Here is an 18,678-nt window from a genome sequence, read left to right on the forward strand (position 1 = left end):
TTATCAGCCGAACGCCGCCGGATGTTTGCCACGCTGTTCTTGGGCCTGGTGCTGGTGCCCACCACCCTCGGGCTAGTGCTGCTGGCTGTGCTCACGCGGCGGCTGGTGTACCTGAAGGTGTTGGCGGGGGTGTGGGTGGGCTTGATTGGGCTCGGCGTGCTGCTATTCGTGGCGGGCCAGCTCCTACGGCCCTTCACCGAGAAACCATTGCTGACCAAAGCCGACTACTACGGCTCCTACGTCATCGACCGAAGCAAATTCCCCGGCCGGCAAGCCGACTGGCAGTACAACACGTTTCGGTTCGACATCAGCCGCGGTGACCAGCTGACCTTCTATGTCACCGCGCAAGATTCCACTATTCGGACCTATGCCGGCCGTATCGCCACCGTCAAGCCGTACAGCTCCGCGCGACTGGTGGTGCAGATGGAGCACCCCAGCCACCACATTCTGACCACCAATCCCACCGTTTACCGCCGGCCCGGGGGCTTTTATCTGGTTTCCCAGTCGCCCCGTTTCGGCAACGTCTTTTTCACCAAAGCTGACTGGGAACCGCTGTCGGAGTGATGCCCGGCCACCCGACCGCCCGCCAACCAGGGCGCAACATCTGTCCCGTGCTTTGCCGTACCTAACAGTCGAGCTACCTCCCCCGAGACACCTATGAAGCACATCGTGTACCTGAGTCGGGCCGTGCGGCCGCTTTCCGACCAGGATCTGCAGGAGCTGCTGGCCCAGTGCCGCCGCGACAACGCCCGCAACGGTATCACCGGCATCCTTTTCTACAGCCACGGCAACATCGCGCAGCTGTTTGAGGGTGAAGATGCCGTGGCCGACATGCTGTTCGATAAAATTGCCCAGGACGGCCGCCACTCCCACGTGCAGAAGCTCATCGACCGGCCCATCAGCCACCGCAGCTTCGCCGACTGGCACATGGCCTTTCACCCCATCAAGTCGGCCGGCTTCGAAACCCTGCAGGGCTTCTTGCTGCCCCACCGCGTGCCGCCGCCCCCCGAAACGCTCAGTATTGCCGATGCCACGCTGGTGGAGCTGGTGCGCCTGGCCGTCTTCGGGCCCGATGCCGCTACGCCCGCGCCGCAGGCGCAGCGGTGAGCGGGAACTGTCTGTAAACACGGTTTTCGAACCTGTAAATCGGAAGCCGAGCGCCGATTAATACCACGGTAACATTCCGATTTGGGTATATTTCTGGTTTTATCATACCATCAGTTTGCGCCGAAAGCTGATTAACTTGGACGCCGATTATACCAGCCTTCGCGGCGCGGCTTCTCCTATTGCCTATGCAGGAACAGCACCTTCAGGACATTCTGCGGCGTTTGCCGGCCGGCGTCGCCACCTTGGAGGGGCCCGAACTGCGCTACAGCTTCGTTAACGAGGCCTTCCGCCGACTGCTCGACGCCGGCGAGCTGCTGGGCCGCGCGGTGGCCGAAGTACCCGGCCCCTGGCCGGCCGACTTGCTCGGCGTGATGCAGCAAGTGTACCGCACCGGGCAGGGCCACGTGGCCAAGGCCTGCCCGCTCTGCAACGACCCCGCCGCCCGCGACGAAGGCGTCTACTACGACATCACCCTGGAGCCCATCTGCGCCGCCGACGGCGCGGTCAGCGGGCTGCTGCTCTTCGTGGTCGACGTGACGGTGCAGGAGCAGGCCCGGCAGCGCACCCACGAGCTGGCCATTGAGACGCGCCGCCTCGACGCGCGCCTGCGGGTGCTGTCCGAAACGGCTCCGCAAATCACCTTCACCATCGACGCGGCGGGCCGCTACGAGTACGTGAGCCCGCAGTGGTACTTCTTCACCGGGCAGCCGCGCACCTCCGACCTGAACGCCATCGGGCCGCTGCTCATTCACCCCGACGACCGGCTGCGCGTGCTCTACCAGTCGGAAGCGGCCCGCAACTCGGGCACCGGCTGGAGCTACGAATACCGCCTGCGCCGCCACGACGGGCAGTACCGCTGGATGCTCAGCCGCGCCCTGCCCGAGCTGCACACCGCCGCCACCCAGCCCACGCACTGGCACGGCGCCCTCACCGAAATACACGACCAGCGCGAGCTGTCCGAAGCCCTGCGCCGCGGCGAGGCCGAACTCCGTTTCCTCGCCGACAGCATCCCCGAGCTCATCTGGACGGCCTCGGCCGAAGGCTTCGTGGAGTATTACAACCAGTACACCGGCGACTATTCCGGTCTGACCACCACTGAGCTGGGCCCCACCGGCTGGATCAACCTGCTGCACCCCGACGAGCAGGCCGGTGCCGCCCGCCTGTGGGTGCACAGCGTGGCCACCGGCGAGGACTACGAGGGCGTGTTTCGCATGCGCCGCCACGACGGCCGCTACCGCTGGCACATCATCCGGGCCCGGCAGCTCACCGACGGGCAGGCGCTGCGCTGGTTCGGGGCCTGCACCGACGTGGACGACCAGCACCGTCTGCGCCAGGTGCTGCAGACCCAGTACGACGAGCTGGCCCAGGCCAACCGCGACCTGGACACGTTCGTCTACACCGCCTCGCACGACCTGAAGCAGCCCGTGCTCAACCTGCGCGGCCTCTTCGACGAGCTGCGCCGCACCGCTTCCTTCCACGACCCCGAGAAAAGCCAGATGCTGGTGATGGTGGACGAGGCGCTGACCCAGCTGGACCTCACCCTGCAGGAGCTGGCCGCCACCGTGCGCGACCAGCGCGGCCTCTCCGCCCCGCCCGAAGAGCTGGACGTGCGCCACGTGGCCGAAGAAGTGCTGCTGGGCCTGCGCGTGCAGGTGCAGCAGAGCGGGGCCGAAATCGAGCTGGACACCGACGAAGCCCCGCTGCTCACCTACGGCCGCGCCAACCTCCGCTCGGTGCTCCATAACCTGATCAGCAACGCCCTGAAGTTTGCCCACCCCGACCGCACCCCGCACGTGCAGGTGCGCAGCTTCCGTACCCAAGAGGGGCACCCCGGGCTGCAGGTGCGCGACAACGGCCTGGGCATGGTGCTGCCCGATGAGCCGGCCGCCGTGTTTCAGCCCTTTACCCGCCAGCACCCGCACATCGGTGGCTCGGGCGTGGGGCTGTACCTGGTGCAGCGCATCGTGAGCAGCCGCGGCGGGCGCCTCGACGTGGCCAGCACGGTAGGGGAGGGCACCACGTTTACCATCTATTGGAAAAACGAGGCCGCCGAAGACCCCGCCTGAGCCAGGTAGCGCAGTTCGACTATGCGGCAGGTAAAACGATTCGGGCCAGCAATTGCCATCGGCTTGCTGCTGGCTTTGCGCCCGTTGGGCGCCTACGCTCTCGGTGACATCTGGCCCTCGCCGGCCGACGTGCTGCGCTTCTTCGGCAAAATGCTGCTGGCCCTGGGCGTTGCGCTGAGTGCCGGGGCGCTGCTGGTGCTGCTAGTAAAGCCCGAAACGGCGCCGCCCGATGGTGCGCCGGCGGGCCCCGCGGAGCCCGTGGTGCTGCCGCAGCGCCTGCTATCGACCGGGGCGCTGAGCCTGCCGGTACACGCCGCTGTGCTGTACCTCGCCTCCTTTGTCGTCAGCGAAACCGGCGCCGGGCAGGTGCTACGGTTGTACGGCGGGCTGGGGCTACCCCTGCTGGGCCTGTGCGTGCTGCTGTGGCGCACCCGGCGGCCCAGCGCCAGCCTCGGCCTCGGCCTGAGCTGGGTGCTGGCTCTGGCCCTGCTGCTCAAGCCCGCGCTGCACCGTGGCCACACCGCCGGGCAGCAAATCGGCCGGCAGCAAGCGGCCCAAAACCAATACGAAGCGGCCCGCAGCACCGACCGGCCCACCAGCAGAGCGTGTCCGTGGACGGAGCAGGTGTACGACCGCGTCGCGCAGATGCCCACCTTTCCGGGCGGCGACAGTGTGCTGCGCCGCGCCATTCGCGACGAGCTGCACTACCCGCTGCAGTACCTCGACCGCGGTGGGGCCGCCGCGGTGCGCCTGAGCTACGTGGTCCACCCCGACGGCAGCGTGTGCGGGGTCCAAATTCTCGAGTCGCCGGGCCGCGGCTTCGGCTACGAAGCCACCCGCGTGCTGCAGCAGCTGCCGCCGTTTTCGCCGGGGCGGCTGCCCGATGGCCGGTTCGTGGCCGTGCGCTGCACCTTGGTCATTGACTTTCCGCCCCCACCGGCTCAGCTTTAGCAGCGGCTTTACCTTCGGCTTCATTCTCGGGAAACGGCTGCAGGCGCGGCGGCCGGCGCTTTGGGTGGTGCGGCTGGGCGTTCGGTGCATCCCGGCCCGTCTGCTACCTTTACGCTCCGTCAACCCGACCACATTTTCCCAATCCCGATGACTTCTTTCCTGACCGAAAACCAGGACCGTTTCCTGAGCGAGCTGCTGGAGTGGCTGCGCATCCCGTCGGTTTCCGCCGACCCCAAGTTTCACGGCGACGTGCTCAAAGCGGCCGAGTACCTGAAGATGCGCCTCGAAGAAGTGGGCCTCGACAACGTGGAGCTCTGCCCGACGGCCGGCAACCCCATCGTCTACGGCGAGAAGCTCATCGACCCCGCGCTGCCCACCGTGCTCGTGTACGGCCACTACGACGTGCAGCCCGCCGACCCCTACGAGCTGTGGACCAGCGGGCCCTTCGACCCGGTCATCAAGGACGGCAAGATCTACGCCCGCGGCGCCTGCGACGACAAAGGCCAGGTGTACATGCACGTGAAGGCTTTCGAGGTGCTCAACCAGAACGGCGGCCTGCCCTGCAACGTGAAGGTGATGATTGAGGGCGAAGAGGAAGTGGGCTCCAACAACCTGGGCATCTTCGTCAACGCCAACCGCGAGAAGCTGCGCGCCGACGTAGTGCTGCTCTCCGACACCGGCATCATCGCCAACGACACGCCCAGCATCGAGGTGGGCCTGCGCGGGCTGAGCTACCACGAGGTGGAGGTGACCGGCCCCAACCGCGACCTGCACTCCGGCCTCTACGGCGGCGCCGTGCACAACCCCATCAACGCGCTGTGCAAGATGATTGCCTCGCTGCACGACGAGAACGGCCACATCACCATCCCCGGCTTCTACGACAACGTGGACGTGCTGACCCCGGAGGAGCGCACCGAGCTGAACAAAGCTCCCTACAGCGAGGAAGAGTACAAGCAGAGCATCGGCCTGCCCGCCACCTACGGCGAGCAGGGCTACACCACCATTGAGCGCACCAGCATCCGCCCCACGCTCGACGTGAACGGCATCTGGGGCGGCTACACCGGCGAGGGCGCCAAAACGGTTATTGCCTCCAAGGCCTACGCCAAAATCTCGATGCGCCTGGTGCCCCACCAGACCTCGGAGGAAATCAGCCAGCTGTTCCAGCAGCACTTCACCAGCATTGCCCCCGAGGGTGTGACGGTGGTGGTGAAGCCCCACCACGGCGGCGAGCCGGTGGTAACGCCCACCGACTCGGTGGCCTACAAAGCCGCCGCCCAGGCCCTGGAAGACACCTTCGGCAAGAAGCCCATTCCCACGCGCGGCGGCGGCTCCATTCCCATCGTGGCCATGTTCAAGTCGGAGCTGGGCGTCGACTCGGTGCTGCTTGGCTTCGGGCTCGATTCCGACGCCATTCACTCGCCCAACGAGCACTACGGGGTGTTCAACTTCATGAAGGGCATCGAGACGATTCCGCTGTTCTACCAGCACTACGCCAAGCTGATGCAGCAGCCGGCCTAAGCCCGACCGCGTCGGCAGAAAACGCAACGCCCGGCCTTTCCGCAGTGGAGAGGCCGGGCGTTGCGTTTGCGGGCGGGCCGGGCTTACAGGTCGTTGAAGCGGTAGCCCAGCTGCAGCTGAAAGGCCGAGTTGTAGATGCGGTTAGCCGGGCTGGCTTCGGGCAGCAGCTTGACGAAGCTGGGGTTGTAGCGCAGCCCCAGGCTCAGGCCGTTGTCGGCCTGGTAGCCGAGGCCCAGCACCGCCCCCACGTCTACTTTCTGGTAGCTCAGGTCGAAGGCCGGGGCGCCGTCGGGCTTCGACACGGCGCGCGTCAGGAAGCCCACCTGCGGGCCCAGCTCGAAGAACGGCCCGTCGGCGTCGAGGCGCAGCAGCAGCGGCACGTCGATGTAGCTGACCCGGTCGTGCCCGCCGTTGCTGACGGTGTAGGTGTGGCCCTTGGTGGAGTAGAGCACCTCGGGCTGCACCGAAAACATGTCGCTGAAGGCAATATTGGCCGTCACGCCGCCATTGATGCCCAGCAGAAGCTTGGAGTTGCCCTTGTCCTCGCCGTAGTAATTGGAGAGCGTGGGGCCGATTTTGAGGCCGAACTTAACGTCCTGGGCCGCGGCGCCGTGCGCCATTGCGCCGAGCAATGGCAGCGCCAACAGAAACTTTTTCATGCGTCGGAATAAAGGAGAAAAGACTGCGCCGAAGCGCCACCGCGCGGCTTACTTGCCGCCTAGCAGGTAGCCCACGTACAGCTGAAAGGCCGAGTTGCGGGCATTTTTGAAGCTGCCGTTCTGGTAGGCGTCCTTGGCAAAGTCGGTGAAGGCGCCGTTGTAGCGCAACCCGATCATCGGGCCGCTGTCGGCCTGGTAGCCCAGGCCCGCGGCGTAGCCCAGCTCGAAGCGGTTGACGTCGTCCAATTTCTGGGCGGCCGTCACGTCGTAGCTGGGAATACCCGGAATGCTGGATTCGACTTTCGTCTTGTCTTTAATGTTGAGCAGGTAGCTAAACTGCGGCCCCAGCTCGAAAAACAAGCCGTCGGCGTTTATTTTGGCCAGAATGGGCAGGTCCAGGTAGTTGTAGTTCACGCTGCCGGTGCGCTTGTACTTGGACGAGCCGAAGTTGAACTCGAAGTCGCTGTTCTTGAAGCCTTTCTGCGAGTACAGCAGCTCGGGCTGAATGGAGAAAAACCCGTCGCCGGTCAAATCGGCGTTGAGCAGCAGCCCGCCGTGAAAGCCGAACTTGTTTTCAAACCGGTCCTCGTCGGCGACGTCGCCGGCAATGTTGGAGTAGTTGGCGCCGGCCTTGAAGCCGACGCGGACTCCCTGGGCGTGCGCCGCCGGAGCAGTGGCCAGGGCAGCGCCCGTGAGAAGGGCGGCGGCGAGAAAAGCGTTTTTCATAGCCGTGGAAAAAAGCAAAAAAGTGAACAATCCGCCGGCCCGAAATAGCCGTCGACGCTCCTACAACGCGGAATTCGGGCAGATGTTGACCTTCGGAAAATACAACGCCCGGCTGCGGCCGGCGTTGCCCGCTCTTACTGGTTCGGAATCAGGTAGCTCGGTGGCGGTTGGCCGCCGGGGAGCGGGCGTTTTCCGGGGCGTCGTGGCAGCAGACGCCGGCGCTTTTCGCCTTTTGCCGAGTTGCGGCAGGCCATTCCAAGTCGCTGCGACACGGGCCGCGCGTATGGCGCAGCGCCCGCCGCACCACCAAAAAAGGGCCGCCTCCGAAACGGAAGCGGCCCTGGCAATAGGCGGTAGGTGGGGCGGAATTAGCGGTTGCCGAGCGGCAGCAGGTAGCCCAGCTGCAGGGTGAAGGCGTTGTTGAAGGCCTTGGGCTCGTTGTCGGTGTCCTTGGTGTCAATCAGCGAGTTGAAGCCGCGGGCGTAGCGCAGGCCGATGCTCAGCCCGCCCTCTGCCTGGTAGCCCACGCCGGCCACCGCGCCGATGTCGAACTGCGCCAGGTCCGATTTGTCGGCGTCTTTCTGCGAGAGGCCAGTGTAGTCGAGGAAGCCCTGGTTGGGGTCGTCGGTTTTGTTTTTGGAGCCGTCGGCGTACTTAATCGTGGTCTGCGACTTGGTCTTGGAGCCGAACAGGTACGACACCTGCGGGCCAGCTTCGAAAAACAGCCCGCCGGCGTTGATGCGGGCCAGCACCGGCACGTCGATGTAGTGGAGTACGCGCTGCTGCTCCTGCTCGACCTTGGTCGCGCCCGGAAAGGCGGTCAGGGCCGCATTGTCCTTCGACTGCGTTTCAATCTCGTAGCCCTTGCGGTTGTAAAGCACTTCCGGGGCAATGGCGAAAAAGCCGTCGTCGCTCAGGGGCAGCTGGAAGGCCAGGCCGGCGTTGTAGCCCAGCTTGTAGTCGCCCAGCTTGGAGCTGTAGTTGGCGCCGGTGATGTTCTGCACGTTGTCACCGGAGAGGTTGGAGTAGGTGCCGCCGAGCTTCACGCCGATGCGGAAGCCGCCCGGGTCCTGGGCATGGGCGAGGGAGGCGGTGGCCAGCGAGGCAAGGGTAAAAAGGGCTGCCTTTTTCATGAGAAAGTTCGGAATAATGTGGGGTGGGGATGGGGCGCGGCGACCAGTGCTCTACACAGTTCGGGGAATGGGTGGGCCGCGCAATTCTGTGCCTGATACGGCCACCAAGGGGGGCGGTGTTGCGTCGGCGCTGTTAATCAATCGTGACGCGGTGTAAAAAACCGGGGGGCAGCCGGGCAAAATGCGGCCCTTGCAGCCCGGCTACGTACTTTTGCCGCCGTCTGCCTTCTTTCATCTATGTTGCTCAGCACCCGTTTGTTTCTTGCGTTGGCCCTGGGGCTGGGGGCCGCTGCCGGACTACGGGCGCAGGATGGCCCGCCGCCCGCCGCCACTCCCGAGCCGCTGGTGCTGGGGCTCTACGCGCAGGGCGGCTTCATCATCGCGCACTCGCCGCGCGTCAAGCACCTCGTCACGGCCCACCCCACCGGCCTGGAGCTGAACCTGCAGCGGCAGCTGACGGGCCGCGCGCCCTGGCACGCCTGGTACCGCTACCCCAAGGCCGGCCTCGCCCTGGTATACTACGACTACCACAGCCCCGTGCTGCGCCACTCCTTCGCCGCCTCGGTGTATCTGAGCAAGGCGTTCTGGCGCACCCAGCGGCAGGACCTGAGCTTCCGCCTGGGCACCGGCGTGGGCTACTTCCCGTTTCCCTTCGATCAGCAGGCCAACCACAAGAACACCTTCGTCAGCTCGCGTCTGAACGCCACCATTCAGGCCCGGCTGGAATACGACGTGGCCCTCACGCCCCGGCTGGGCCTGCTGCTGGGCGTGGCCCTGAACCACTACTCCAACGGCGCCACCGCCAAGCCCAACCTGGGCATCAACATCCCGACGCTGCTGCTGGGCCTGAACTACCACCAGCAACGCCACTTCACGCCCGCGCCCCTCGACCCGGCGGCCGACCAGCCCGCCGACCTCGGGCGCAACTTCTGGAACCTGAGCGCCAGCGCCGGCCTGAAGCAGCGCAACGAGTCGGACCCCAAAACCTACTGGGTGAATTCGGTGACGGTGGCAGTGGGGCGGCGCGTCAACCGCAAGAGCAACCTGCTGGTGGGCGCGGAGGGCTTTTACGACCGCAGCCTGCTGGCCGAGCAGCGCGACACGGCCCGCGCCGGCGACCGGCTGCCCGACGTGAAGAAAGCCGGCGTGTTTATCGGCCACGAGCTGCTGTTCGGCCGCCTTGCCTTCGACACGCATCTGGGCTTCTACCTCTACAATCCCTACAAGTCCAACAAGTTCTACTACGAGCGTGTGGGCCTGAAATACCACTTCACCGAGCACGTCTTCGGCGCCATCGACCTGAAGGTGCACCGCGGCGCGGCCGACGTGCTGGAGTGGAAAGTGGGCGTGAAGCTGTAGCGAGGGCCCGGCGGCGCGGCCCGCACCGGCCCGAACGACCCCGCCGCGGGCGCTGCGCTGCGGCGGGCTTATCCGGCGCTTCGTCGGCCCGCGCCGACGCTTGGGGAAGTGCCCTTTGCCGGGGCCGGGGCGCCGGCGCATCTTTCGGCCGTTCACCTCCCTGCCCGCGCCGCCATGACTACCGAATCCTTTCTCGAACTCAACCGCTGGCTGCACATCGGCAGCGGCATGCTGGGCTTCTTCGTGGCGCCCGTGGCCCTGGCCACGCGCAAGGGCGGGCCGGCGCACCGCCGCTGGGGCCGGGTGTTTTTCTGGGCCATGCTCACGGCCGGCGTCACGGCCCTGGTGGCCGCCACGCTCAAGGGCCTCACCTTCCTGCTGCTGACGGGCATTTTCTCGCTCTACCTCTCTCTGCTCGGCTACCGGGCCCTGTACCAGAAGCGCCTCGGCCGCGGTCAGCCGCCGGCCGCGTACGACTGGCTGGGTGCGGGGGCGGCGCTGCTGGTGTTTGCAGGCACCATTGCTTACGCCGTCGTCACCCGCAACCTCGTGGCGGGCGTGTTCGGGCTGGGCGGCACCCGCCTGGCCGTGGCCGAGCTGCAGAAGCTGCGCCGCCCCGCCGCAGTAGACGCCACCCGCTGGTTTTTCGACCACATGCGCGGCTTCATTCTCTCGTACGTCGCCGCCGTGTCGGCCTTTTCGGCCACCTCGTTCACCTTCCTGCCGGTGGCCGCGCGCTTCCTCTGGCCCACCATCGTCGGGGTGCCGCTGATGCTGTACTGGGTGCGCCGCTACCGCCGGCAGTTCGCCCAAGGTCGTCCTGCGGGCGGGGTCCCGCGCATTCAGCCCGAGCTGGCCTGAGCGCGCCCCGGAGGCCGGCCATTGGGCTTAACTGACCTAAAACAGCGTCGCCGCCCCGGAATCGGGGCGGCGACGCTGTTGCAAGAATTGCCCGGTGGTTAGGGCTGCGGAGCCGCCGGCGGGGCGACGGTTTTCTTGGCTATGTTGTGGGGGCGGCTTTTGCCGAAGGTTCCCTTGGTGAGCTTGCCGAGGCGCGTTTTCTTATCTCCCTTACCCATGATGCACGGTGTTATAGTGACTGAATGCGGACGCCAAGGGCCACAACAACGTTGCGTTCAGCGTCCGGACTCCTGTACGCAGCCCGCGGCCACTAGTTGGCGGCATATGCGCTGCACCACGCCGGGCCCTTCGTAGATAAAGCCCGTGTAGAGCTGCACCAGCGCCGCCCCGGCCGCCAGCTTTTCCTGCACGTCATCGGGCGTGAAGATGCCCCCGACCCCGATAATGGGGAAGCTGCCGCCCGACTGCTGGTGCAGGTAGCGGATAACCTCTGTGGCCCGCGCCCGCAGCGGCGCCCCGCTCAGGCCGCCCGCGCCCAGCTGCTCCACCGCGCCGGCGGGCGTGCGCAGGCCGTCGCGGGCAACGGTGGTGTTGGTGGCCACCACGCCGCTCAGGCCTGCCTCCCGCACGATGCCGATAATGTCGTCGAGCTGCTCGTTCGTGAGGTCGGGCGCAATCTTGAGCAGCAGCGGGCGGGCGGTGCGCCGGGCGTGGTTTGCGCGCTGCACCGCGCGCAGCAGCTGTAGCAGCGGCTCCCGCTCCTGCAGCTGCCGCAGCCCCGGCGTGTTCGGCGACGACACGTTCACCACGAAGTAGTCGACGAATTCGTGCAGGGCCTGCACGCACGCCACGTAGTCCTGGGCCGCTTGGTCGTTGGGCGTGTCCTTGTTCTTGCCGATGTTGCCGCCGATGACCACGTCGGCCGTGCGCCGCCGCAGCTGCTCGGCCGCCGCCGCCGCCCCGGCATTGTTGAAGCCCATGCGGTTGATCAGCGCCCGGTCGGCGGGCAGGCGAAACAGGCGCGGGGCGGGGTTGCCCGGCTGCGCCCGCGGCGTCACCGTCCCGATTTCGATGTGCCCGAAGCCCAGCGCGGCCAGCTCGTCCACCAGTCGCGCGTCCTTGTCGAAGCCGGCGGCCAGGCCGATGGGGTTGCGGAAGCGCAGTCCGAACACCTCCCGCTCCAGCGCCGGATGCCGGTAGCTGAACTGCTGCCGCAGCAGCGCCGGCAGGCCCGGCAGCCGGCCGGCGGCGGCCAGAGCGCCGAACGTGAAGCGGTGGGCTTGCTCGGCGCTGAGCTGAAACAGCAGTGGGCGAAGGAGGGCTTGGTACATGGCAGGCCGTGGCTGGTCCGGGCCGCAAAGCTCCTGACTAAATCCGGGAGTACCGCAGCCGCCCGCGCCCCGTGGGCGTTTGCGCGGGTATTTTTTGTGTGAATTTATTTCGCTGTAAATAAAGGCGGTAGCTGCTCCGAGGCCGCCCGGTACTTGTCAATGAGTAACCCGGAGTTTGAATATGCCGTCTCGACTGTTACTTTTGCCGTCCCTTTCGATGAAAGCCGCGCTTTCCCGCAAGGAGCCTGATTCTGTAGCTCAGCTGGTAGAGCAGTACACTTTTAATGTACGGGTCCTGGGTTCGAATCCCAGCGGAATCACTGAAAACCCCGCCTGCACTGCGCAGGTGGGGTTTTTTGTTGCGGCCGGGGGGGGCAGGTGCCGCACCGGGCCCGCGCAGCCCGAGCGGCGGAACAGGAACGATGGCGGCCGGGGCAGGCCCACCCGCGACGAGCAGTAGGTGCCGCCCGCGGCCGGCGGCGCCGCGGCTCAGCCGCCTTACATATAGATGTGAGCGGCAAATACTGGCAACTGTCGCTACATTGCCAATAATTCACTTGCTGTACGCCCTAGTTATGCCCCGGTAATGGCGGCAGTTCTCGCCGCTCGTTGCCGCTACGCCTTGCCCACAACCCACCTGTTCGCTCTCCTGCTCGACTTCATCCCCACCGTGTCCGCGCGTTAGCCTGTTTCGGCCGCGAAATCCAGTACCGAGCCTTTCGCTCACAATTTCTACCTGATGCTTACTGATTACTCGTGGGGCCGGGGCTTGCTGCTGGGCGGCATCGCGCTGCTGCCCGCCTGCCCGGGCTTGGCGCAGACCGAGGCCGATTCCGTTACGCTGGCCGCCACCGTCAGCCACCTGCACGCCCGCTACCTTGATGCTCGCAAGCAGGAGTCGTTTCTCTACAACGGCGTCGCCTACGTGCCGAACACGCCGCCGCGCGCCATCGGGCACCCGTTTCTGGGCTCGACGGAGCCGCAGACGGGCAGCGTGCTCTACGACGGCTACGACTTTCAGGACCTCTCGCTGCTCTACGACCTGGAGCAGGACGCGCTGGTGCTGGCCAACCTGGGCGGGCCGCTGCGCATCAAGCTCATCAGCGAACATGTGGATAATTTCCGGCTGGGCACCCGCCGCTTCGTGTGGCTGCCCGGCCGCGGGCACCGCGACATGAGCGCCGGCTTCTACGAGGTGCTCTTCGCCGACGCCGCCACGCCGGTGCGGCTGCTGGGGCGCTACACCAAGAAGCTGGAGCGCAAGGGCGGGGCCGAGCTGCGCTACGAGTTTCACGAGGGCGCGGCGTTTTTTCTGCAGACGCCCCAGGGCTATGTGCCCGTCGGCAGCGCCGCGGCGGTGGTGGCAACCCTGCCCGAGCGCAAAAAAGAGCTGAAGGACTTTGTGCGCAGCCAGCACCTGAAATTCAACAAGGAACAGCGCGCGGCCTCGCTCACGACGCTCGTGGCCTATTACGACAGCCTGGTAAAAGCCACCCGCCCATGAAGCCCGACCGTGTACTGATGACGCGCCGCCCGCGGGTGGCGCCCTGGCTGCTGGCCGGCCCCGCGCTGCTGCTGGGCCTCGTGCGCCCGGCCCAGGCCCAGCAACCCCAGCCCGACTCGACGCGGGTGAGCGGCACCTTCGTCAACGCCCCCTTCGAGACGCTGGTGCGGGCCCTGGAAACCCAGAGCAGCTACCGCTTCTACTTCGAGCCGGTTACCGTCGACAGCATCTGCGTGAACCTGCGCGTGGAGCGGCAGACGGTGCCCGTGGTGCTCCGGCAGGTGTTTCGGCGCGGCGGGCTGTACTTCGCCATCGACGCCAGCAACCGCGTGTACATCACCACCGGCAAGCCCATTGAGCTGGCGCTGCCGGAGCGCTACTTCGCCGCCGCCGACAGCAGCGCCCGCGTGGCCCAGCAGGCCGCCGACGACCCGCTGGAAGGCCTGAACGCGCCGCGCGTCCGCAAGCAGTCGGCCACGCGCCTCTACGACATCGGGCGCGGCAGCGCGGCCCGGGGAGAGGGCAAGGCCACGGTGGGCGGCTACGTGCGCGATATCGGCACGGGCGCGCCGGTGGCCGGGGCCACGGTGGCGGCCGAGGCGGCCGGCGTGGGCACGGCCACCGACCAGTTCGGCTACTTCTCGCTGACGCTGCCGGTGGGCCGCCACTCGCTGCTGGTGCGCAGCATCGGCATCAAGAACACGCGCCGGCAGATTGCGCTGTATGGCGACGGAAAGCTGGAAATCGAGGTGGAAGAGGACATTACGCCGCTGCGCGAGGTCATCATCGAAGCCGAGAAGGACAAGAACGTGTCGGGCATGCAGATGGGGCTGGAAAAGCTCGACATCAAGACCATCCGGCAGGTGCCCACGGCCTTCGGCGAGGCCGACATTCTGCGCGTGGTGCTGACGTTGCCGGGCGTGAAGTCGGTGGGGGAGGGCAGCACCGGCCTGAACGTGCGCGGCGGGGCATCCGACCAGAACCTGATCCTGCTCAACGACGCGACGGTGTACAACCCCTCGCACCTGTTCGGCTTCTTCTCCGCCTTCAACCCCGACGTGCTGCAGGGCGTGGAGCTGTACAAGAGCGCCGTGCCGGCCAAGTTCGGCGGGCGCCTTTCCTCGGTGCTCGACATTACTACCCGCGAGGGCAACAAGAAGAAGTTCGGCGTGGCCGGCGGCATCGGGCCGCTCACCAGCCGCCTGACGGTGGAAGGCCCCATTTTGAAGGACAAGGCCTCGTTTATCATCGGCGGGCGCTCCTCGTACTCCGACTGGATTCTGCACCGGCTGCCCGACCGCGGCTTCCGCGAAAGCTCGGCCTCGTTCTACGACCTGAACGCCAACCTGAGCTACGAAATCAACGGCAAGAACTCGGTGTACGCCACCGGCTACCTCAGCCGCGACAAGTTCCGCCTGGGCTCCGACACGACCTACCAGTACCTGAACCAGAACGCGAGCCTGAAGTGGAAGCACGTGTACGGCCCGAAGCTCTACAGCGTGGTAACCGGCGCCTTCAGCCACTACGAGTACGAGGTGACGAGCCAGCGCAACCCCGTCAGCGCCTCGCAGCTGGCCTACAGCCTGAACCAGGCCAACGGGCAGCTGGACTTCAGCTACTTCCTGAATCCCAAGCACACCGTCGAGTTCGGCCTGAGCACCCTGCGCTACAACGTGGCGCCGGGCAGCCTGCAGCCGCGCGGGGATAAGTCGCTGGTAGTGCCCGACGTGCTGCACCGCGAGCAGGCCCAGGAAAGCGCCCTTTACGCCTCCGACCGCATCGACGTGAACCACCGCCTCTCCGTGTCGTTGGGGCTGCGCTACTCGCTCTACAACGCCCTCGGGCCCGGCGACGTGCGCCGCTACGTGCCCGGCGGCCCGCGCAACGAAGGTACCGTGACCGACACCGTGCGCTACGCGGCGGGCAAGAACATTGCCACCTACCACGGCCCGGAGTGGCGCCTCTCGGCGCGCTACGCGCTGTCGGCCACTTCGTCGGTGAAGGTGAGCTACAACCGCATGCGGCAGTACATCCACATGCTCTCGAACACGGCCTCGATGTCGCCCACCGACGTGTGGAAGCTCAGCGACTACCACATCCGCCCGCAGGTGGGCGACCAGGTGGCCCTGGGGTTCTACCACAACTTCAAGAACAACACCATTGAAGCGTCGGTGGAAACCTACTACAAGAAGATGCACGACTTCGTGGACTACAAGAGCGGGGCCACGCTGATTCTGAACCACCACATCGAAACCGACGTGGTGAATGCCGAGGGCAAGGCCTACGGGGTGGAGGTGATGCTGCGCAAGACCACCGGCAAGCTCAACGGCTGGGTGAGCTACACCTACTCCCGCTCCCTGGTGCAGGTAAACGGCGGCACGACCTCGGAAATGATCAACGGCGGGAAGTTCTACCCCAGCAACTTCGACAAGCCCCACGACGTGACGCTGATCGGCAACTACCGCTTCAACCGCCGCCTGAGCTCCTCGCTGAACCTGACCTACAGCACCGGGCGCCCCATCACGCTGCCGCTGGCCAAGTACTACGTGGGCAACGCCTACCGCGTGCTCTACTCCGACCGCAACGCCTACCGCGTGCCCGACTACTTCCGCGCCGACCTGGCCCTGAACATCGAGGGCAACCACAAGATCAAGAAACTGGCCCACGGCTACTGGACGGTGGGCGTGTACAACCTGACCGGCCGCAAGAACCCCTATTCCATCTACTTCAAGACGGAAAACGGGCAGATCCGGGGCTACAAGCTCTCCATCTTCGGCCAGCCCATTCCCACGGTTACCTACAACTTCAAGCTCTGATGCCGCGGCCGTGTACCGCCGCGCCCCGCGTTGCGGCAGTACACGGCCCTAACTATTCCTACTGATGAGCAACGAATTCGGTACTAGCTTTTTCCGCCGCGCCGCGCTCCTGACCTTGGGGCTGCACGGCCTGCTGCTGCTACGCCCCGGCGCGCCCGCGGTGCTGGCGCAAAGCAAGCCTGCTTCGCCGCGCGAAGCCCTGCAGGCCTATAACCAGAACGACCCCTACGAAAAGCTGTTTCTGCACCTCGACCGCAGCCTCTACGTGGGCGGCGACGTGCTGTGGTTCAAGGCGTACGCCGTGGAAGGCACCCGGCAGCGGCCCTTGCCGCTGAGCAAGGTGGCCTACGTGGAAGTGCTCGATGCCGCGCAGAAGCCCGTGCTGCAGGGCAAAATCGGGCTGAAGGACGCCGCCGGGCACGGCTCGCTGCAGCTGCCGGCCTCCTTGCCCACCGGCAGCTACACGGTGCGCGCCTACACCAGCCTGATGAAGAACTTCGGGCCGGACGGCTACTTCCACGCCCCAATTACCATCATCAACACCTTCGCCGCGGCGGCCCGGCCGGCGGCCGATTCGGCGGCGGGCTACGACGTGCAGTTCTTCCCCGAAGGCGGCAACTTGGTGGCCGGCCTCACCAGCCGGGTGGCGGTGAAAGTGACCGACAAGACCGGCCGCGGCGTGGCCGCCGAAGGCGTGTGGCTGGACCGGCAGGGGCAGGTGGCGGCGCGCTTCAGCACCCTCAAGTACGGCATGGGCCACTTCGACGTGCAGCCCAGCGCCGCCGGGGCGCCCTACACCGCTGTCACGCGCCTGCCCGGCGAGCAGACGGCCACGCGCCAGGCCCCGGTGGTGCGCGAGCAGGGCTACGTGATGCGGGTGGAGGCGCCCGGCGCCGATAAGCTGCTGGTGACGGTGACGACCCCCGGTGACGCGCCCGAGGAGGTGCAGCTGCTCGGCCACGCCCGCCAGCGCATCTTCGCCGCCAAAACGGCTACGCTGAGCGGTGGCCGCACGCAGTTTGTGCTGGAGCGGGCCAGCCTGCCCGAGGGCGTGCTGCACTTCACCGTGTTCAATGCCCGGCAGCAGCCCGTGTGCGAGCGGCTGGTCTTCCGCCGCCCCGCCGCCCAGCTGGCCGTGCAGCCCCAGCTCGACAACAACCGCTACGGCCCCCGCGAAAAAGTCACCCTGACGCTGAGCACCGCCGATGGGGCCGGCCGCCCCGCCCCGGCCGACGTGTCGGTGGCCGTGTACCGCCTCGACAAGCTGCCCGCCGCGCCTGCCGCCGACATTGCCAGCAGCCTGTGGCTGACCTCGGAGCTGCGCGGCGTGGTGGAAGACCCCGCCTACTACCTGCGCCTGCCCGACAGCCAGACCGAGGAAGCCACCGACAACCTGATGCTGACCCAGGGCTGGCGGCGCTTCGCCTGGGACAAGGTGCTGGCCGGCACCGGCGCGCCCGCGCAGTACCTGCCCGAGCTGAACGGGCCCTTCGTGGAAGCCCGGGTGGTGCACAAGACCACGGGCCAGCCGCTGGGCGGCGTGGCGGCCTTTGCCACGGTGCCGGGCACGCGCGTGCGCCTCTACAACGCCATGAGCCGCCCCGACGGCCGGGTGCGCTTCGAGCTGCGCGAGGTGTACGGGCCGCAGAAGCTGGTGCTGCAGGCCGACGCGCGCCAGGACAGCACCGCCCGCCTGCAGCTCCTGAGCCCGTTTGCGGCCCAGTTTGCCGAGCGGCCGGTGCCGGCCGTGCCCCTGCTGCCCGAGCAGTACCGCGAGGCCCTAACGCAGCGCCACGTGGAAGTGCAAAGCCAGGCCGCCTACTTCGGCCGCAAGCTGCGCCCCTTCGCCCTGCCCCTCACCGACAGCGTCTCGTTCTACGGCAAAGCCGACGAAAACTATTACCTCGACGACTACACCCGCTTCGGGGTGATGGAGGAGGTCATGCGCGAGTACGTGCCGGGCGTGCAGGTGCGCCTGCACAAGCAGGAGCACAGCTTCCTGGTGTCGGACAAGCCCAACCGGCGCCTGTTCACCGAAAACCCGCTGGTCATTTTCGACGGCGTGCCCATGTTCAATATCGACCGGGTGCTGAAAATCGACCCGCTGAAAGTGCGCCGGCTGGAGGTGATGACCAACCTCTACATCCACGGCCCGCTGACCTACAGCGGCGTGGTAAGCTACACCAGCTACAAGGGCGACTTGGGCGGCGTGGCCGTGGGCGCCGGAGCCCTGGTGGAGGACTACGAAGGACTGCAGTGGGAGCGGGAGTTTTACTCGCCCAACTACACCCTGCCCGAGCAGAAAGCCAGCCGCCTGCTCGACCTGCGCAACCTGCTGTACTGGAACCCCGCCGTGACGACCACGGCCGCGGGCCGGAAGCTGGAGTTCTTCACCTCCGACGAGCCCGGGCAGTACCAGGTGGTGGTGCAGGGCCTGTCGGGCACGGGCCTGGCCGGCAGCAGCAGCGTCACCTTCGACGTGCGGCCGCAGGGCCTGGCGCAGGGGAAATAGCCCGCTAAGGGCCGTAGCGCCTGCTTTTCATCACAACGGTTTCCCCCGCACATCGTCATTTACACCGACGCCCGGTGCCCCGGCTGCGCAGCGCCAGGACGCCGGGCGTCGGCCTGAGCAAGCTGTTGGTTCAGC

The 18,678-nt window shown here is 66.6% G+C and carries 15 protein-coding genes and 1 tRNA gene; 11 read left to right on the forward strand and 5 right to left on the reverse strand.

Going from position 1 to position 18,678, the window contains the following annotated elements; all coding sequences use genetic code 11:
- The first annotated feature begins 21 nt into the window (after positions 1-21).
- The 5 genes from DLM85_RS10485 (at position 22) to DLM85_RS10505 (ending at position 5,642) form a co-directional block, all read left to right on the forward strand.
- A complete protein-coding gene (locus tag DLM85_RS10485; protein WP_111478075.1) occupies positions 22-564 on the forward strand; it encodes a hypothetical protein in 543 nt (180 codons plus the stop codon).
- Positions 565-657: 93 nt separating this feature from the next.
- Complete coding sequence (locus DLM85_RS10490; protein ID WP_111478076.1) at positions 658-1,107, forward strand: BLUF domain-containing protein; 450 nt, start codon at positions 658-660, stop codon at positions 1,105-1,107.
- Between the two features lie 185 nt (positions 1,108-1,292).
- Positions 1,293-3,173: a PAS domain-containing sensor histidine kinase gene (locus tag DLM85_RS10495; protein ID WP_111478077.1), complete on the forward strand. Its 1,881-nt coding sequence runs from the start codon at positions 1,293-1,295 to the stop codon at positions 3,171-3,173.
- 84 nt (positions 3,174-3,257) lie between these two features.
- Positions 3,258-4,124: an energy transducer TonB gene (locus DLM85_RS10500; protein WP_165822102.1), complete on the forward strand. Its 867-nt coding sequence runs from the start codon at positions 3,258-3,260 to the stop codon at positions 4,122-4,124.
- 147 nt (positions 4,125-4,271) lie between these two features.
- On the forward strand, positions 4,272-5,642 hold the full coding sequence (locus DLM85_RS10505; RefSeq protein WP_111478079.1) for a dipeptidase: 1,371 nt from the start codon (positions 4,272-4,274) through the stop codon (positions 5,640-5,642).
- A gap of 83 nt (positions 5,643-5,725) precedes the next feature.
- Here DLM85_RS10505 and DLM85_RS10510 read toward each other — a convergent pair whose 3' ends face one another.
- The 3 genes from DLM85_RS10510 to DLM85_RS10520 all read right to left on the reverse strand — a co-directional run bounded on the left by DLM85_RS10510 (position 5,726) and on the right by DLM85_RS10520 (position 8,160).
- Positions 5,726-6,301: a porin family protein gene (locus DLM85_RS10510; protein WP_111478080.1), complete on the reverse strand. Its 576-nt coding sequence runs from the start codon at positions 6,299-6,301 to the stop codon at positions 5,726-5,728.
- 48 nt (positions 6,302-6,349) lie between these two features.
- Positions 6,350-7,027, reverse strand: a complete 678-nt coding sequence (locus tag DLM85_RS10515; protein ID WP_111478081.1) for a porin family protein — start codon at positions 7,025-7,027, stop codon at positions 6,350-6,352.
- Between the two features lie 368 nt (positions 7,028-7,395).
- The gene (locus DLM85_RS10520) at positions 7,396-8,160 is read right to left on the reverse strand and encodes a porin family protein (RefSeq protein WP_111478082.1); all 765 of its coding nucleotides are present in this window, start codon (positions 8,158-8,160) and stop codon (positions 7,396-7,398) included.
- A 237-nt stretch (positions 8,161-8,397) separates the two neighbouring features.
- On the opposite strand from DLM85_RS10520, the gene DLM85_RS10530 reads away from it, so the two are divergent.
- Both DLM85_RS10530 and DLM85_RS10535 read left to right on the forward strand, forming a co-directional pair.
- Complete coding sequence (locus DLM85_RS10530) at positions 8,398-9,519, forward strand: acyloxyacyl hydrolase (protein ID WP_111478084.1); 1,122 nt, start codon at positions 8,398-8,400, stop codon at positions 9,517-9,519.
- Between the two features lie 174 nt (positions 9,520-9,693).
- The gene (locus DLM85_RS10535) at positions 9,694-10,380 is read left to right on the forward strand and encodes a DUF2306 domain-containing protein (RefSeq protein WP_111478085.1); all 687 of its coding nucleotides are present in this window, start codon (positions 9,694-9,696) and stop codon (positions 10,378-10,380) included.
- 98 nt (positions 10,381-10,478) lie between these two features.
- On the opposite strand, the gene DLM85_RS10540 is transcribed toward DLM85_RS10535, so the two are convergent.
- Together DLM85_RS10540 and DLM85_RS10545 are read right to left on the reverse strand one after the other, a co-directional pair.
- Positions 10,479-10,598, reverse strand: a complete 120-nt coding sequence (locus tag DLM85_RS10540) for a 30S ribosomal protein THX (protein WP_111478086.1) — start codon at positions 10,596-10,598, stop codon at positions 10,479-10,481.
- A gap of 57 nt (positions 10,599-10,655) precedes the next feature.
- Positions 10,656-11,711 carry a quinone-dependent dihydroorotate dehydrogenase gene (locus DLM85_RS10545; RefSeq protein ID WP_111478087.1) on the reverse strand — a complete coding sequence of 352 codons (1,056 nt, stop codon included), beginning with the start codon at positions 11,709-11,711 and terminating at the stop codon, positions 10,656-10,658.
- A gap of 247 nt (positions 11,712-11,958) precedes the next feature.
- Here DLM85_RS10545 and DLM85_RS10550 point away from each other — a divergent pair.
- From DLM85_RS10550 to DLM85_RS10565, 4 genes are all read left to right on the forward strand, one after another.
- Positions 11,959-12,031 (forward strand) — tRNA-Lys (locus tag DLM85_RS10550).
- A gap of 419 nt (positions 12,032-12,450) precedes the next feature.
- Positions 12,451-13,215 carry a hypothetical protein gene (locus tag DLM85_RS10555; RefSeq protein ID WP_111478088.1) on the forward strand — a complete coding sequence of 255 codons (765 nt, stop codon included), beginning with the start codon at positions 12,451-12,453 and terminating at the stop codon, positions 13,213-13,215.
- Positions 13,212-16,031 carry a TonB-dependent receptor gene (locus DLM85_RS10560; RefSeq protein ID WP_243635925.1) on the forward strand — a complete coding sequence of 940 codons (2,820 nt, stop codon included), beginning with the start codon at positions 13,212-13,214 and terminating at the stop codon, positions 16,029-16,031. Before DLM85_RS10555 ends, DLM85_RS10560 begins: the two co-directional genes overlap by 4 nt.
- Before the next feature lie 64 nt (positions 16,032-16,095).
- Entirely contained in the window at positions 16,096-18,543 is a 2,448-nt protein-coding gene (locus DLM85_RS10565; protein ID WP_111478089.1) for a hypothetical protein, read from the forward strand.
- Positions 18,544-18,678: the final 135 nt, after the last annotated feature.

The organism is Hymenobacter edaphi, assembly GCF_003258365.1.
Classification (GTDB): domain Bacteria; phylum Bacteroidota; class Bacteroidia; order Cytophagales; family Hymenobacteraceae; genus Solirubrum; species Solirubrum edaphi.